This is a genomic window from Massilia rubra (assembly GCF_011682065.1).
In the GTDB taxonomy this organism is placed as follows: domain Bacteria; phylum Pseudomonadota; class Gammaproteobacteria; order Burkholderiales; family Burkholderiaceae_D; genus Telluria_A; species Telluria_A rubra.
The window spans coordinates 1-17,251 of the sequence record NZ_VUYU01000029.1; the positions used below are offsets into that span (position 1 = coordinate 1).

Annotated in this window: 6 protein-coding genes and 1 pseudogene; all 7 read left to right on the forward strand. The window is 64.1% G+C overall.

All coding sequences use genetic code 11. The annotated features are described in order from the left end of the window. Positions 1 to 144: pseudogene (locus F0185_RS35025) on the forward strand (RNA-guided endonuclease InsQ/TnpB family protein); the annotation flags it as partial. 114 nt (positions 145 to 258) lie between these two features. Further along, a complete protein-coding gene (gene mtoX, locus F0185_RS28310; protein WP_167230642.1) occupies positions 259 to 1,599 on the forward strand; it encodes a methanethiol oxidase in 1,341 nt (446 codons plus the stop codon). Position 1,600: 1 nt separating this feature from the next. Then, positions 1,601 to 2,263, forward strand: a complete 663-nt coding sequence (locus tag F0185_RS28315; RefSeq protein WP_167230645.1) for an SCO family protein — start codon at positions 1,601 to 1,603, stop codon at positions 2,261 to 2,263. Positions 2,264 to 2,874: 611 nt separating this feature from the next. Beyond that, positions 2,875 to 12,204 (forward strand): SdrD B-like domain-containing protein, encoded by a 9,330-nt coding sequence (locus F0185_RS28320; RefSeq protein ID WP_167230648.1) that lies wholly within the window; start codon positions 2,875 to 2,877, stop codon positions 12,202 to 12,204. 31 nt (positions 12,205 to 12,235) lie between these two features. Further along, entirely contained in the window at positions 12,236 to 15,559 is a 3,324-nt protein-coding gene (locus F0185_RS28325; RefSeq protein WP_167230651.1) for a porin family protein, read from the forward strand. 21 nt (positions 15,560 to 15,580) lie between these two features. After that, complete coding sequence (locus F0185_RS28330) at positions 15,581 to 16,612, forward strand: OmpA family protein (RefSeq protein WP_167230653.1); 1,032 nt, start codon at positions 15,581 to 15,583, stop codon at positions 16,610 to 16,612. 164 nt (positions 16,613 to 16,776) lie between these two features. Beyond that, positions 16,777 to 17,169, forward strand: coding sequence for a hypothetical protein (locus F0185_RS28335; protein WP_166892419.1), 393 nt, complete (start codon positions 16,777 to 16,779; stop codon positions 17,167 to 17,169). The last annotated feature ends 82 nt before the right edge of the window (positions 17,170 to 17,251 follow it).

Genomic DNA, 17,251 nt, shown 5'->3' on the forward strand with positions numbered 1-17,251 from the left:
GTCGGCGCGATGAATGTTTTAGCGCGAGGACATCGCGTCTTAGCCTGTGGAGAGTCGGCGCAGTCAGGCCGCTCGATGAAGCAGGAACCCACCGAAGCGACCCGTAGATCATCACGCGGCGCCGTAGGAATCCCCTTCCTTTAGGGAGGGGAGGATGTCAACTGGCACAAGGTCAGGCGAACAATTTTTCACCCATTGCGGAGCAAGGTCAAACAGGCGTACATTAGCGTCTTCATAAGCTTGATCAGGAGATCAGCAATGGGTTCCAGTAAATTTTTACGTTTGAGTTTGCTCGCCGCTGTCGCCCTCGGCGTGGCCGCCGTTCCCGTGGCGGCGCGCGCCGACGAAACCTGCAATTCGCCTTACATGTCGGGCCTGATCAAGGGGCAGGAAGATTATCTGTACGTCTGGACCCTGGGCGTGAAGGGCGTGGGCGACGGTTTCGACAAGATGGTCACCATGGACGTCAATCCGGCCTCGAAAAAATTCGGCCAGGTGATCGCCCAGGTATCCGTCGGCAAGCGCGGCGAGGCCCATCACATGGGCTTTACGGACGACCGCCGCTTTCTCTGGGCCGGCGGGCTGGACGACAGCAAGATCTACGTGTTCGACGTGCACACCGATCCGGCCAGGCCGAAGCTGGTGAAAACGATCGACGATTTCGCCAAGCGCTCGGGCTATGTCGGCCCGCACACGTTCTACGCGCTGCCGGGCCGCATGCTGATCGGCGCGCTGTCGAACGACAAGGACCGCGGCGGCGTGACCGGCATGGCGGTCTATAACAGCAAGGGCGACTTCATCGCCAGGCACGCCATGCCGACCACGAACGGCGGCGATGGCTACGGCTACGATATCGCGATCAGCCCGAGCAAGAACGCGATGCTGAGCTCGAGTTTCACGGGCGCGGTCAATTACATGACCGATCTCGGCAAGCTGATCAAGGATCCGGCGGCGATGAAGCAGTTCGGCAACACCATGGTGATGTGGAACCTGAAATCGATGCAGCCCGAAAAAGTGCTGAACGTACCCGGCGCGCCGCTCGAAATCCGCTGGTCGCTCAAGGAAGGCGACGAGTGGGCCATCACCGCCACCGCGCTGACCTCGAAGATCTGGCTGGTCAAGAAAGATGCGGCCGGCGCCTGGCAGGCGAAAGAGGTGGCCACGATCGGCGACCCGGCCAAGGTGCCGTTGCCGGTCGACCTGTCGATCACGGCCGATGGCAAGGGCTTGTGGGTCAACACCTTCATGGATGGCACCACGCACTATTTTGACATCAGCAATCCGGAAGCCCCGAAAGAAACCTATTCCAAGCGCACCGGTTCGCAGGTGAACATGGTGTCGCAAAGCTGGGACGGCAAGCGCCTGTACATCAGCAGTTCGCTGCTGGCCAACTGGGACAAGAAGGGCTCCGACGACGAGCAGTTCGTCAAGCTGTTCGCCTGGGATGGCAAGGAACTGAAAGAAACCTTCAAGGTCGACTTCGCCAAGCTGAAACTGGGCCGCGCGCACCACATGAAGTTCGGCGCCGCTCCCGGCCGCACCAGCGCCGATGCGGGGCAGGGCGCGTCGCAGCCCGTCGTGCGCGTGGCGGGCCGCTGACTTGGGCCTGCCGGCATGGGCGCTGGCGCTGGTGGCGCTCACGCCGCTGACGCCGTTGGCCAGCGCGGCGCCGGCGCAGTTCGCGCTGCCGGCGCCGGGTGCCTACAAGCTCGAACGCATCCACAAGGCGCCCGATGGCATCGTGCTCGACAGCGATGGCAGCCGCCATCGGCTGTCGGAATTTACCACCGGTAAAGTCACGCTGTTTTCCCTGATCTACACCTATTGCACCGACGCCAAGGGTTGCCCGCTGGCGTACGAAACCTTGCACAGCCTGAAGAAGACCCTGGGCCAGGACCCGCGCACGCGCGACAAGGTGCGCTTTGTGAGCATGAGTTTCGATCCCACCTACGATACGCCGCCGGCCATGCGCAGCTATGGCGGGCTTGATGCGCGCGAGCGCGGCGGGGTCGACTGGCGCTTTCTGACCAGCCGCTCGAACGCCGAGCTGGCGCCGATCCTGGACGGCTTCGGCCAGGATGTGTCGGTGGCCGCCGAGCGCGCGCCCGGGCAGCGCGCGCCGACCCTGTCGCACCTGCTCAAGGTGTATCTGATCGATGCCAGCGGCACCGTGCGCGAAATCTATTCCACTTCCTTTCTTCAGCCCGGCGTGGTGCTGAACGACATCCGTACGCTGCTACTTGAAAGCAAAAGCAAGCCTTGACCTTGGCCGGATCGGTCATCGATGGGCGCCGCGAGCCGCACGTCGATGAGCGGCGACTGGCAGGCCGCTCAAGCTTCGGCACTGTACTTACATATGACAATCAGGACGCTTGTCAATTTCCAAAAACACATGGAAGATGATAAAAAGCACCGAAATTAGCATGTCGCCTAGTTTCCAATAAGAAATCTCAATACCTTGGCCTCTCTTGTTGTCCCTGCAAGGGATCGACGCCAGAGACGGGCTCTCATAGGGGAAAGCGCGGCGCCGATCATGCAAGGAGGGTAGGGCGGCGCCGTGCTGATCCTCCTATGAAGTACCCACTTCTTCGCATCAATTTCCATGTGGAAATATCTAGAGTGTTGACTCTATGCGCACAGACTTGTCGGTGTTGCATTTTTGTCTCATTTCCATTAAGCACTTTGTAAGATGTTGTTTGTATGAATATAATGTCGTCGCGCAAGAAAAGTGTTGTTTCTGCATTCATGTCCACCGCTCTACAGCCTGTCTTTTCCAACGCACAGTAGTTCCCGTTCGATTCCCAATCGCAGTCAGCGATGCCGCGTGCATTGCGGGCGATTTATTGCCCGCATTCTCAATTGATGAAGCCAATCATGTTTAAAAGTGCCTTGCCCATGTTGAAGTCCCGATCATCGTCCGTGTTTGCCGGCCTGCTCCGGCTGGCGGCGATTGCCTTGCTCGGCCTGCCATTGCAGGCCGCCGCGGTCGATATGCTGGTATCGCGCCTGACCGACACGCCCGATCCGGCGGTGCGCGGCGGCACGATTGTGTATTCCGCCTCGGTGACCAACAACACCAGCGACATCGCCAATGACGTCAAGATCGTGTTCACGCTCGATGCGCAGACCAGCTTCGTGTCGGTGACCGATCCGGCTTGCGTCTACGCTGCCGGGACCAACAAGGTCACTTGCAGCTACGCCACGGTGGCGGGCGATGGGGCCGGCGCGGGAACCGCCGACCTCAAGGAGATCGACCTGACCGTGCGCACCCTGGCCGGCGCCGGCCAGACGGTCAGCATGCTGGCTGCGGTGAGCACGACCGATCCGGACAGCAACGCCGGCAACAATTCGCTGTCGCAGCTGACCACCATCGACAACGGCGCCGACCTGGCGCTGGTGCTGAGCGGCTCGCCCGGCAGCCTGATGGCCAGCGGCACCCTGGTGTACACCGCCAACCTGACCAATAATGGTCCGGATACGGCCGGCGCCACCAAGGCCACCTTCACCTTGAGCCCGAACCTGACCTACCAGAGCGCGACCGGTTCCGGCTGGTCGTGCGGCGCGGCGGGGCAGGTGGTGACGTGTACCACGCCGGGCGCGGTCAAGGGCGCCTTGCAGCTCATTACCATCAACACCAAGGCCACCGGCACCACCACCGGCACCATCACCACCACCGGCGTGGTCACCATCAGCGGCAGCGCGACCGACTTCAATAACAGCAACGACGCGTCCTCGGTCAACACCATCATCACCGTCGGCACCGACCTGGCAGTGACCAAGACCGTCTCGCAAGGCCTGGTCGGCAGCGGCCAGCCAGTGAGCTTCACCCTGGCGCCACGCAACCTGGGCCCGATGCTGGCCACCAACGTGGTGGTCAGCGACAGCGTGCCCGCCGGCTTTGTCGTGATCGGCGCCACCGGCACCGGCTGGACCTGCACCGTGAACGGCCAGAACGTCAGCTGCACCCGCCCGACCTATGCCGTCGGCGACGCCCAGGACATCGTCGTCAGCGCCACCGCGCCGAGCGTGCAGGCGCAAACCAACGCCACCAATACCACCACCATCGGCAGCGACACGCCGGATGGCGACACCAGCAACAACAGCGGCTCGGTCAATATCAGCATCGTGCCGGACGGCATCGACCTGTCGATCACCAAGACCAAGACCCCGAACCCGGTTGCCCAGGGCGGCAGTATGGTCAGCACCATGCGCGTGACCAACCAGGGTCCGGGCGCGGCGCTTGCCGGTGAAGTCAAGATCGTCGACACCTTGCCGGCGGGCGAAACCTTCGTCGGCGCCAGCGGCGCCAACTGGACCTGCGCGCCGCAAGCCGGCCAGGACATCACCTGTACCTACAGCCTGCCGCTGGCATTGAATGCGCAGACCTCGAACCTGGTCCTGACCACCACCGCGACCCTCGCCGGCACCCTGACCAATACCGCCTGCGCGGCCTACACCGACAGCAACGGCGCCAAGATCGACCCGATCGTCGCGAATAACTGCGTCAGCGCGACCTCGCAATCGACCCAGACTCCCAACGCCGCCGATCTGCAACTGGCCAAGACGGCCGCCCCGGGCACCCTCAACTGGAACGCGCCGACCATTACCTACAAGCTGACCATCACCAATGCCGGTCCGGGCGAATCGACCAACGTGGTGCTGTCCGACCCGATTCCTGGCTACATTCCCAACAAAACCGTGGTGAACGCAGCCAAGAGCGGCGGCACCAGTCCGGCGGGCTTCACCTGCACCACGGGTGCGATGGTGACCTGTTTCCTGAGCAGCGGCACGATGGCGGTCGGCTCCAACGTGGAAATCACCGTGACGGTCACGCGTCCCCTGCTCGACAGTAGTGGCCAGCCCGGCAACAAATGGGTGAACGCGGCCAGCGTGCGTTCCAACGCGCAGGGCGATCCGGTCCCGGCGAATAACGTCGCTACCGCCGACGTGCAAGTCGACCCGGTCGCCGACGTGAGCGTCGTCAACACCGTGACTCCTGGCTCGGTACCGGCCGGCACCAACGCCACCTATGTGATGACGATCAATAACAACGGCCCGTCGACCGCGAACGGCGTGACCGTCACCGATGTGTTCACGATTCCCGAAGGCTCGATGACCGTGCTGTCGATCAGTCCCAGCAACGGCGGCGTATGCCAGCCTTACGATCCGGCCACCCGGACCATCAGCTGCGCCATGGGCAATATGGACTCCGGCGCGACCCGCACGATCACGGTCGTGACGCGTCCCGACTATATGGATAACCAGCCGAATCCGCGCACCATTGGCAGCACCGCCACGGTCGCAACGACCAGCAACGACAGCGACATGGGCAACAACACCTCGTCGAACACGCTGGCAGTCACCCCGGCCACGCTCGACCTGCTGGTCAACAATACCGACAACGTCGATCCGATGGGCTTCGTGCCTGGCGGCGGTGCTGTATTCCCGGACAACGTGGTCACCTACCGCAACGCCATCACCAACCGCGGTCCGTCGGTCGCCACCCACCTCAAGCTGAGCTATGTCATGAAGCCGCCTGCCGGCAAGACCATGACCTTCCTGGGCGGCAAACTGCTGCCGGATGGACAGGCGTATACCAATTACTGCAACCTGGTGAACACCCAGGTAACGGGGCCGGCGCAGATGACGGTGAGCTGTAACTTCCCGACTTCCGATATCTTGATGGGCAACAATGCCAGCACCGACCTGTACCTCGACTTCCGCGTCGACAGCCAGCCGACCGGCTCGGGCGACACGTACCAGTCGACGGTCACGGTGTCCTCGCGCGAACCTGAAGCGCTGACGCCGAACAACACGGCCGACCAGAGCACCACCATCAAGATGCGGGTCGACCTGAAGATGGCCAAGGCCGCCTTCGCCTGGAACGGCGCCGCCAACGTGAGCGCCACGGCAGTGCAGTTGCGCCAGCCATTCTTCTGGGTTTTGACCCTGAACAACGCCGGTCCGGGCAACAGCAACGGCACCGTGATCAATGACGTGCTGCCGGCCGGCCTGACGGTCTACACCGGCGGCGCGGCCGCGCCGTACAACGCGGCGCCATACAACGCGGGCCTGACCTGGAGCACCAACAACGCGGCGCCGACCAGCGGCACCTGCGCTGGCGCCGGCGCCACGATCAACTGCAACCTCGGCTTGCTCGAAGCGAACAAGTCGGCCACCGTGCGCATTCCGGTGATTGCCACCGTCGCCAACCCGGCGCTGGAAAACTGCGGCACCGCCACCACCAGTGACGTCGAACGCAGCGCCGTCGACAACCGCGGCTGCGCCACGGTTGCCGTGCAGCCTTCCTCGATCGCCGGCTTCGTCTACGAAGACACCAACAACGACGCCGCCAAGGCGGCGGGCGAAACCGGCATTGCCGGCGCCACCCTGCGCCTGGACGGTACCGATATCTACGGCAATGCCGTCAGCAACGTCACCACCATCACCACCGCCGGCGGCGCTTATGTATTCAATAACCTCTCGCCAGGTACCTACAAGGTCACCGAAGTCCAGCCGGCGACCTACCTCGATGGCAAGGATGCCGCCGGCACCGCCGCTGGTACCGCCAGCGACGCCACGGCCGACGAGATCAGCAACATCGTGCTGCCGGCCAGCACCAACGCCACCGGCTACCTGTTCGGCGAACTGAAACCGGCGACCCTGTCGGGCTTCGTCTTCGTCGACCTCGACAAGGACGCCGTGCGCGACGTCACCAACGTTCCGGCAACCGATGAGAGCGCCGGCGTGACCAGCGTGACCATGACCCTCTCGGGTACCGACGACTTCGGCCCGGTGAACGCCATCGTGCAGACCGGCGTTAACGGTTCGTACAGCTTCGCCAACCTGCGCCCGGGTACCTACCAGGTGGTGCAGCAGACCCTGTCGGGCGTGACCCACACCGGCATGACCATCGGTAGCAAGGGCGGCAACGACGGCGCCACCGTGCTGGCCGCGAATACCCCGGTACTCGGCCTGACCAAGCGCACTATCGGCAACGTGGTGCTCGCTTCGGGCGACAATGCGATCAACAACAACTTCGGTGAAACCGGCCAGGGCCTGGGCGGCGCCGTGTATGCCGACCTGAACAACAATGGCGTCAAGGATGCGGGCGAACCCGGCATTCCGGGCGTGCAAGTGACCCTGTCGGGCAATACCTCGACCGGCACCAGCGTGTGCGTGGCGATTTCGCCGAACCCGTGCACCATCGTCACCGACAGCAACGGCAGCTACAGCTTCACCGGCCTGCCATCGAGCGACGCCACCGGCTACGTGCTGGCCGAGCAAAGCCAGGCCACGGCGCCATTGTCGAACTACGCCGACGGCATCGACGCGGTCGGCACCGTCAATGGTGTCATTCGCGGCAGCATGACGAACGACAAGTTCAGCGGCATCGTGATCGGCACCGGCCAGTTCGGCAGCAACTACAACTTCGGCGAATCGACGGCCGCCCTGTCGGGCAAGGTCTATCTGGACGCCGACCGCAGCGACACCTTCAATGGCGCCGACACCCCGTTGCCGAACGTGACCGTGACCCTGTCGGGCACCACCGCGACCGGTGCGAATGTCTGCACCATCATCAGCACCTGCATCGGCAAGACCGACGCCAACGGTAACTACAGCTTCACCGGCCTGCCAGCCAGCAATGGCGCCGGCTACACCGTCGTCGAAACCCAGCCGGTCGACTTCATCGACGCCACCAACACGCTCGGCACCGGCGCCGCCGTGCCCGGCAACCTGGGCGTGATCGGCGACAGCGCCTTCAATGGCGTGGTGCTCACCGCCGGCCAGAAGGGCATCAACTACCTGTTCGGTGAAGCCACCGGCAAACTGAGCGGCTTTGTGTATGCCGACAAGAACAACAACGGCGTCATGGACGCCGGCGAAGACGGCATCGGCGGCGTGTCCCTGGCCTTGAGCGGCACGGCGGCCAGCGGCGGCAACGCCTGCGGCGCGCCGACCTGCACGGCCACCACCAACCCCGACGGTTCGTACAGCTTCAGCTTCCTGCGCAACGCCAACGGCGCCGGCTACACCGTCACCGAAACCCAGCCTGTCGCTTACCTGGACGGCATCACCCGCAAGGGTAAGGTCGGCGCCGCGCCGTGCGCCGCTTGCGTCGACAATGTGGCCAACGTGATCGGCACCATCGCCTACGCGGTGGAAAAAACCCACAGCGACTTTAACTTCGGCGAACTGCTGCCGGCCAGCGTCAGCGGTGTTGTCTACGCGGACAGCAACCAGAATGCGTCGATCGACAAGGACGAACAGATTGCCGGCGTGACCGTCACCCTGACCGGCCTTGACGACCGCGGCGCGGCCGTCAGCCTGACCACCACCACCGCGGCCGATGGCAGCTACCGTTTCGACAAGCTGCGTCCGAGCAGCGGCGCCGGTTACACCGTCACCGAAACCCATCCGGCCGGCTTTAACGATTTCCCTGGCAATACCGGCTCGCTGCCGGGCACCATCGGCGCCGTCGCGGCCGGCGTAGCCGTACCGAACAGCATCAGTGGCTTGCAACTGGTGCAGGGCGACGCCGCCGTGAACTACAACTTCCGCGAAATCGGCGCCAGCATTGCCGGCGGCGTTTACTTCGACGTCAACAACAACGGCGTGCGCGACAGCGGCGAGCCGCCATTCCCTGGCGTCACCGTGCGCCTGGTCGGCCCGACCCCGCGTACCGTGGTTACCGGCGCCGATGGCAGCTTCCTGTTCACCGGCCTGATGGCGGGCAACTACAGCATCGTCGAAACCCAGCCGGGCGGCGTGGACGATGGCCGCGATACGGCCGGCTCGCTCGGCGGCACCATCAACGCCCCGAAAAACAGCATCGGCGGCATTAACCTGACGCCAGGCGCGGCAGGCGTGAACTATCTGTTTGGCGAGCGCAATGCGCCTGGCGCCAACGGTTCGCTGGCCGGTACCGTGTATGTGGACGCCAATAAAGATGGCAAGCGCGACAGCGGCGAGCAATTGCTGGCCGGCGTCACCCTGACCCTCACCGGCGTCGATGCCAAAGGCGCCCCGGTCACCATGACCGTGCAGACGGACAGCAACGGTAACTACCTGTTCCCGTTCCTGATCCCTGGCAACTACAACCTGGTCGAAACCCAGCCAGCCAAGTGGTCCGACTTCGAGGCCGCCACCGGCACCAAGATCGGTACCCTGGGCGGCGGCGCGGCCGGCCTGAACGCGGTCACCGCGATCCTGATTCCCGCCGCTGGCGGCGCGGCAACCGGTTACGACTTCCGCGAGTTCGATCCGAACGTGGTCGTCGGCCCGGCCAAGCTCGGCGGTCATGTGTACGTTGACGGCAACAAGAATGCCAAGCGCGAGCCGGGCGAAGCCCTGGCCGGCGTGACCGTCACCCTGACCGGTGTCGACGCCAAAGGCGTGCCGATTCCCGCACGCACCACCCAGACGGGCGCCGACGGCAGCTATCTGTTCGAGAACCTGGTTCCGGGCACCTACACCGTGGTCGAAACCCAGCCAGCCGCTTATGGCGAATTCCCGACCAACACCGGCAGCGCCATCGGCACCGCCGGCGGCACCCTGGACGCGGGTCCGAACAAGACCACGGCCATCGTGATCGCCAGCGGCACCGATGCGCAAGACTACGATTTCCGCGAAGTGGGCGCCAGCCTGGCGGGCGTGGTGTATCGCGACGACAACCATAACGGCGTGCAAGACGCGGGCGAGCCTGGCATTGCCGGCGTGCCGGTCAGCGCCGTTGGCAGCAAGGGCGAAGCGGGACGCGCCACCACCGGCGACGATGGCCGCTTCCTGATCGTTGGCTTGCCAGCGGACACCTATAGCCTGGTGGAAACCCATCCGGCCGCCTATATCGACGGCAAGGAAACCGCCGGCAAGATCGACGGCGCCGTTGCAGGCACGGTCGACAACAGCGGCTTCGACGCAACCGCGCCGAAGAACACCATCGGCGCGATCAAGCTGGGCGTGGCGCAAAACGGCGTGGACTACCTGTTCGGCGAACGCCGCGCACGCCTGGAAGGCTATGTGTATGTGGACGCCAACAACAACGGCCAGATGGACGCGGGCGAAACCCCGTTGCCGGGTGTACACGTGACGATGACGGGTGGCGAGAACTGCGCGCAAGCTTGCGTGGCAGTGACCGGCGCCGATGGCAAGTATGTGTTCGAGAACCTGGTTCCCGGCCGCTACACCCTGGTCGAGTCGCAAACCGACCTGCCGACCTCGAAGTACATGGATGGCAAGGAAACCGCCGGCGTCGCGGGCGGCACGGTGGACAACAGCAGCTTCGGCACCGCGCCGTCGCAAAATACGATCGCGCAGATCGACGTCACCAGCGACAAGCTGGCGGCCAACAACGGCGTAATCGGTGGCAACCTGTTCGGCGAGCGCGTGCGTCCGGGTCCTGAAGTCAAGGCCCCGATCATCAGCGGCTATGTCTGGATGGACCGCGGCCATACCCGCACCCGTCCGAACGACCATGAAGGCGTGAAGGATTGGACCGTGACCCTGACCCAGAACGGCAAACCGATCTGCACGGTCAAGAGCGATGCGAACGGTTTCTACCAGTTCGACAACCTGCGTTGTCCTGGCTACGAAGGCACGGGCCTGCCGACCGGTCCTGGCTTCGATATCAGCTTCACCAAGGATGGCAATGGCATGCCGAACGTTCCGACTTCGGCCGGTAACGCAGGCAAGCCGGCCGCTGGCGTGATCCGCGACATCACCTTGCTTGATAACAGCGACATTACCGAGCAGAACTTGCCGCTGAACCCGTCGGGCGTGGTGTACGACAGCGTCACCCGTCAACCGGTGCGTGGCGCGGTCGTGACCGTCAGCGGTCCGGCCGGCTTCGATCCGGCGCGTCACTTGCTGGGCGGCCTGGCGGCAGTCAACCAGACCACCGGCAGCGACGGCGTGTACCAGTTCTTCCTGCAAAACGGCGCGCCGGCCGGTACCTACAAGCTGGCGATCAGCACCTATCCGATTGGCTACGTGCCGGCCGAATCGGCGAAGATTCCGTCGTGCCAGGGTGCGCTGCCGGTCGCGGCCAATGCCAATGTGGCGCTGGTCCAGAAGTCCAACGGTGCTCCGGCAACCGGTGTCAACCTGCACAAACCGGGCGCCTGCGTTGGCCTGGTGCCGGGCGGGGCGGACACGACCCAGTATTACTACACGTTCACGGTTGGTCCGAACGGCGCACCGGTGGTCAACAACCACCTGCCGATCGACAAAATCGAAGCGGCTGGCCTGGCGCTGACCAAAACCGGCGACAAGCAGCAACTCGAGTTCGGCGAAAGCCTGCTCTACACCCTGACCGTGCGCCAGACCAGCGGCACCGCGGTAGCACAGGCAACGGTGCGCGACAGCCTGCCGGCCGGCTTCTCGCTGGTGCCTGGCACCGTCAAGGTCGATGGCAAGCCGGTGGCCGATCCGGCCGTGGTGGCGGGTCCCGTACTGGCCTTCAACCTGGGTCCTTTGGCCAGCAACAAGCAAGCGGTACTGACCTACCGCCTGCGCGCCGGCGTCGGCAGCCTGCAGGGCGACGGCATCAACCGCGCGATTGCGTATGCCTGCAACGTGGCCAGCGGTTGCGTCACGCCGGGCTCGTACCAGCCGGTACCAAGCGCTTACCCGTCCAACCGCGCCGAGTACAAGGTGCGCCTGACCGGTGGTGTGTTCACCGAGCAAGCATGCGTTGCCGGCAAGGTATTTGTGGACTGCAACGGTAACTCGGTGCAGGACAGCGAAGAGCTGGGCATTCCAGGTGTGCGTTTGTACATGGAAGACGGCACCTCGTTCACGACCGATGTGGAAGGCAAGTACAGCTTCTGCGGCTTGAGCCCGAAATCGCACGTGATCAAGGCCGACAGTTTGACCCTGCCACGCGGCAGCCGCCTGACGACGACCAGCAACCGCAACCTGGGCGACGCCAACAGCATCTGGCTGGACGCGAAGAATGGCGAGCTGCTGCGCGCCGACTTTGCCGAAGGTTCGTGCTCGGCGCCGGTCATCGAGCAGTTGAAAGCCCGCCGCAGCCAGGGTGGAACGCGCGCCCCGGAAACGGAAGCCGTTCGCCTGCCGGGCCTGAAGTTCGACAGCAAAGCCCCTGCCGCGCCGCGGCAGGCGACCGACAGCGCCAACCAGGAACTGGTCAAGCCACGCCGGGGAGCAATCCCTGCCGGCGCGGGAGAAGCCCGTGCGCAATAAGCAACCATCCCGCCTGGCACAGATGAACATCATGACGAACAAAAAACTTCTTCTTATTCAACGCAGCGGCACCGGTCGCCTGCTGGCGGGCGCGCTGGCAGTCGCCTGCGCTTTCCCGAACGCCGGCGCCCAAGTGCTGCCATCGGCCCCGGCCGACGCCGGCCTGCGCGCCCAGATGGCGGCGCCGCAACTGTGGAGCGGGCGTCTGGACGCCAGCGCCAAGGTGGCGCGCATCCTGGTCGAAACCGACCGCGACGGCGTGCCAGCCGATGGCCAATCGCCAGTGCGCGTGAGCGTGCAGGTGCTGGGCGAAGACGGCCAGCCGCTCAAGGATGACGTGCTGCTGACCCTGGAAGCATCGGCTGGCCGCATCTTGCTCGACGGCGCCGCCACCGACGCCCTGGGTCCGCAAAACGGCGACGCCAACAAGGTCACGCCCGGCATGCAGCTGCGCGTGAAGGGCGGCAAGGCGCAGTTCCGCCTGCTGGCCCCGGCCGCCGCGCAGGAAGTCTTGCTGCGCGTGGACGGTGGCAAGATCAGCACCCAGGGCGTGATCAGCTTTGTTCCGGAACTGCGCCAGATGCTGGCCGTGGGCCTGATCGAAGGCGTGATTTCCAAGCGCAACCTGAACGCCGGCGACCTCGCACCGGCACGCTTTAACGATGGCTTCGAGCAAGACATCACGCGCTGGAGCCGCCAGTTCAACAGCGGCAAGGCGAATGCCAGCGCCCGTTCCGCGTTCTTTGTCAAAGGCACCATCCTCGGCAGCAAGCTGTTGACGGCCGCCTACGATTCGGACCAGCAGACCAAGGAAAAGCTGCAACGCGACATCAACCCGAACGAGTTCTACCCGGTCTACGGCGACAGCGCCACGACCGCGTTCGACGCCCGCTCGGCCGGCCGCCTGTACGTGCGCGTGGACGACAAGAAGAGCTACGTGCTGTACGGCGACTTTTCGACCAGCGAAGGCACCATGTCGTCGGTGCCGGGTCCGAACGTCGGCCTGGAAGCGCGCAAGCTCGGCCAGTACCAGCGCACCGCCACCGGCCTGCGCGGCAACTGGGATGGCGCACGCGGCAAGCTGGGCGGCTTCGCCTTCCACGACAACGCCAAGCAGGTGATCGAAGAATACCGCGCCAACGGCAGCTCCGGTCCTTTCGCCGTGCGCAACAATGGCGCGCTGACCAATTCCGAGCGCGTCGAACTGATCGTGCGCGACAAGAACCAGACCGACCTGGTCAAGCAAGTGACGCCCATGCGCCGCCTGGAAGACTACAGCTTCGAGCCGTTTTCGGGCCGCATCCTGTTCAAGCAGGCCGTGCCGTCGGTCACGCCCGAAGGCGATCCGCAATCGATCCGCGTGACCTACGAGGTGGAGCAGGGCGGCGACGATTTCTGGGTGATGGGCATCGACGGCGAATATCGCCTGAACGACAGCATCAGCGTCGGCATGGCCTCGGTCGACGACAAGAATCCGCAGTCGCCATACCGCCTGCACAGCGTGAACGCGACCGTGAAACTGGCGCCAAGCACCAGTTTCGTGGCCGAATTCGCCCAGAGCGAATCGACCACCTACACCGCAAACGGCCAGGTGTTTACCACGCCGAGCGGGCAGGCGGGCGAGTTGTCGAGTTCGGCGACGGGCCAGGCCGCGCGCGTGGCCCTGTCGCACAAGGGCGAGACGGTCGAGGCGCGGGCCTACTGGCAGCGTGCCGACGACGAATTCAACAACACCGCGGCCGGCATCAGCCCCGGTCACAGCGACGCCGGCGTCAATGTCAGCGCCAAATTCACGTCCACCACCACGGCATACGCCAGCGCGCTGCAAAGCCGCGACCAGCAAGTGGTCGCCCAGCGCGACGCCGTGCGCGTCGGCATGCTGTGGAAAGCCGATCCGCGCCTGACGCTCGACTTCTCCCTGCAACACATGAAGGAAGAAGGCGAGCTGCGCAACCAGGTCGGCATGGCCAGCAACACCGGCGTGGTCTCGAACGCCAACGGACTCAATCCGAGCGGCGGCTTCTTCGGCTTCGGCAACACCAACAGCGCGATCAGCCCGGTCAACGGCGGCGCCATCACCACCTTCGCACCGGTCGGCGCGACCACCACGCCGGGTACGCGCGGCACCCTGGACGCCAACACGGTCGCCATCGGCGCCCAGTACAAGGCCACCGACTTGCTCAGCCTGACGGCGGTGGTCGAACATGGCGTGTCGGACGGTAACCAGAAGCGCTACGAACTCGGTGCCCAGTATCAATTGTCCGAGCGCAGCCGTGCGTATGCCCGCTATGAAAACCAGACCGGCCTGGCCTCGCGCTACGCCTTGAATCCGGCCGAGAAGAGCAACGCCTTCGTGGCCGGGGTCGAATCGACCTACCTGCCGGGCGCCAGCATTTTCTCCGAATACCGCCTGCGCGATGCGCTCGATACCGAACTGGCCGACGGGCGCGACCTGCAACTGGCCAGCGGCGCGCGCAACACCTGGAACGTCTCGGAAGGCCTGGCGCTCAGCACCAACGCCGAATACCTGCACGTGTTCGATGGCCGCCAGCAAAAGGGCGTGGCCCTGGCCACCGCGCTCGACTACACCGCCAATCCGCTGTGGAAAGCCTCGGCCAAGCTCGAATGGCGTCGCCTGTTCGACAGCCCGGGCGAGATCGGCAACCAGTCGCAGGACCAATGGTTAAATACCTTGTCCTTCGTGCGCAAGCTCGACCGCGACTGGACCGTGCTGGCCCGCAACTACGCCCTGCTGACGCGCAACAACGACGACATCAGCGGCAAGCCCCTGGCCAACAGCCTGCAAGAACGCGCGCAGCTCGGCTTTGCCTGGCGTCCGGTGGACCATAACCAGTTCAACGGCCTGGCGCGCTACGAGTACAAAAACGTGCGCGATGGTGCGCGCGCCGATGGCGACAATTACGCCGCGCACATCGTCTCGACGCACCTGGACTACCACCCGAGCCGTCCGTGGTGGAGCACTGGCCGCCTGGCCGCCAAGACCAGCCGCGAGCGCAATTTGCCGGTGGGGCAGCAGACCTACAGCGCGTGGATGGCGTCGGGCCGCGTGGTGTACGACATTACCGAAAACTGGGACGTCGGCGTGCTCGCCGCCTACCTGCACAGCCCGCAGAACAAAGGCAGCAGCCAATATGCGCGCGGGGTCGAAGTGGGCTACCTGGTCAAGCAGAACCTGTGGTTGTCGGCGGGCTTTAACGTCAGCGGCTTCCGTGAGCGCGACCTGAGCGCGGCGGACTACACCTCCAAGGGATGGTTCGTGCGCCTGCGCTTCAAGTTTGACGAGAATGTGTTCAAAGGCAAGGACCCAGAAACGAACCGCACGCTGGCCCGCTAATTTCCTGAAATGAGAATGACGATGAAACCAACCATTATTTCCCGCCCGCGCGCAGTGCTGTTTGCCGCGATGGCCGTGGCCGTGCAAGGCGCCTTTGCGCAAACCTTGAGCGCGCCGGCGCAGCGCATCTCCGACCAGGCGATCGTGGCCGACCAGGCTGGCTACAAGGCCTTGCAGCAGCGCGTGAAAGCGCTCAACGACAAGGGCGTACCGGTGAATAATTACTACCTGTCGAAGGCGCAATGCTGGCTCGACGTGTCGCTGCACGAGTACACCCGCAACGACCGCTCGGCGTTCCCGCAGCAGGCGCTGGAGCAGGGCGCGGCGATTGTCGGCGCGCTGGAGACGGGCGCCACTCCCAATCCGGGCGACCAGACGCCGCTGGTAAACGATGCGGCCAAGCTGCGCGACGACCTGTGGGCGCGTTTCGGCGGCGTCAAGTCTGGCGCGGGCTTTGCCTGCGCGGCGCAGAAGGTCGCTTGCGGCGAAGTCGAGCTGGTGCATGCCGGGAATGAATTCAACCAGCAGGGCTGGCGCCATGCGAATCCGTACATCCAGATCGCCGAAGACCAGTTGCAGGCGGCGCAAGCCTCGGCTGCGGCCTGCGGCGGCGCGCCGGTGGCGGCTGCGGTAACGCCATTGCCGGGTGCGGCGCCGGTGGTGTCGGTCGAGAAGCTGACCCTGGCGGCCGACGCGCTGTTCAGGTTCGACAAATCGGGCGTGGCCGACTTGCTGCCGGCGGGCCGTGCGCGCATCGACAGCATGATGACCAGGCTCGATGGCGTGTATGCGCAGATTTCGGATATCAAGCTGACCGGCTATACCGACCGCCTGGGGACGGAAGCGTACAACCAGCCGCTGTCGGAAAAGCGCGCGGCGACGGTACGCCAGTACATCGTGAGCAAAGGGTTTGCCGGCCAGATCATCAGCGCCGGCAAGGGCGAAGCGGACCAGGTCGAAGCCTGCAACGGCGTTGCGCCACGCGCCGCGCTGATCGGCTGCCTGCAACCGAACCGCCGGGTTGAAGTCGAAGTGACCGGCATCAAGCGGTAACAGCGAAACGGAGTCATGTTTGCGATGGCGCTTGATTGAGCCATCAAAATCAGAAACCACCTACAACCGGGGTCAGAGCTTTAATTAGCAACATTTTTGTTGCTAATTAAAGCTCTGACCCCGGTTGTCCGGTGCCTTCGGTGGATCGCCTTTTTGGATATTCCATGAAAACTCTTAAAGTGCTTTTAGTTATGTCGACGCTCGTGATCGCACCACTGGCGTTCGCGATTGTCGAGGACGATCCCCTTGCGCACTGGGGCCAGGCTTCGCCAGAAGAGCGCGTCGCTGTGATCGAATCCATTGCAAAAAGCATCAACAAAGATGGCAATATTGCGCCCCGGCGATCCGACCTCAGGTTTTTGATTAACTGCGTGAATGATTACGCGAACAATGTCAGCAAGGACGAGACAATTCGTCAAGCGGTGAAAGGCTGTTGGAATATCGGAAATTTTGACACGAGGTTAACGATCGAGGCGATTCAGAAGGAAAGGGATGATATTGAAGCGGTGAGGAAATCATTCCGGGGCATGAAGCGACCTTCTCCAGACAGTCAATAAAGGGACGCCCGGCATCCTGGCACCGCATTCGGCCCCGCCGGCATGGCGAATGCCATCGGCGCTCGAACACAAGCCGCAATAT

Excerpts from the sequence above, each read along its gene's own strand:
- mtoX (WP_167230642.1), top strand. The coding sequence starts at position 259 with ATGGGTTCCAGTAAATTTTTACGTTTGAGTTTGCTCGCCGCTGTCGCC.
- F0185_RS28330 (WP_167230653.1), top strand. The coding sequence starts at position 15,581 with ATGAAACCAACCATTATTTCCCGCCCGCGCGCAGTGCTGTTTGCCGCG.
- F0185_RS28335 (WP_166892419.1), top strand. The coding sequence starts at position 16,777 with ATGAAAACTCTTAAAGTGCTTTTAGTTATGTCGACGCTCGTGATCGCA.
- F0185_RS28325 (WP_167230651.1), top strand. The coding sequence starts at position 12,236 with ATGACGAACAAAAAACTTCTTCTTATTCAACGCAGCGGCACCGGTCGC.
- F0185_RS28320 (WP_167230648.1), top strand. The coding sequence starts at position 2,875 with ATGTTTAAAAGTGCCTTGCCCATGTTGAAGTCCCGATCATCGTCCGTG.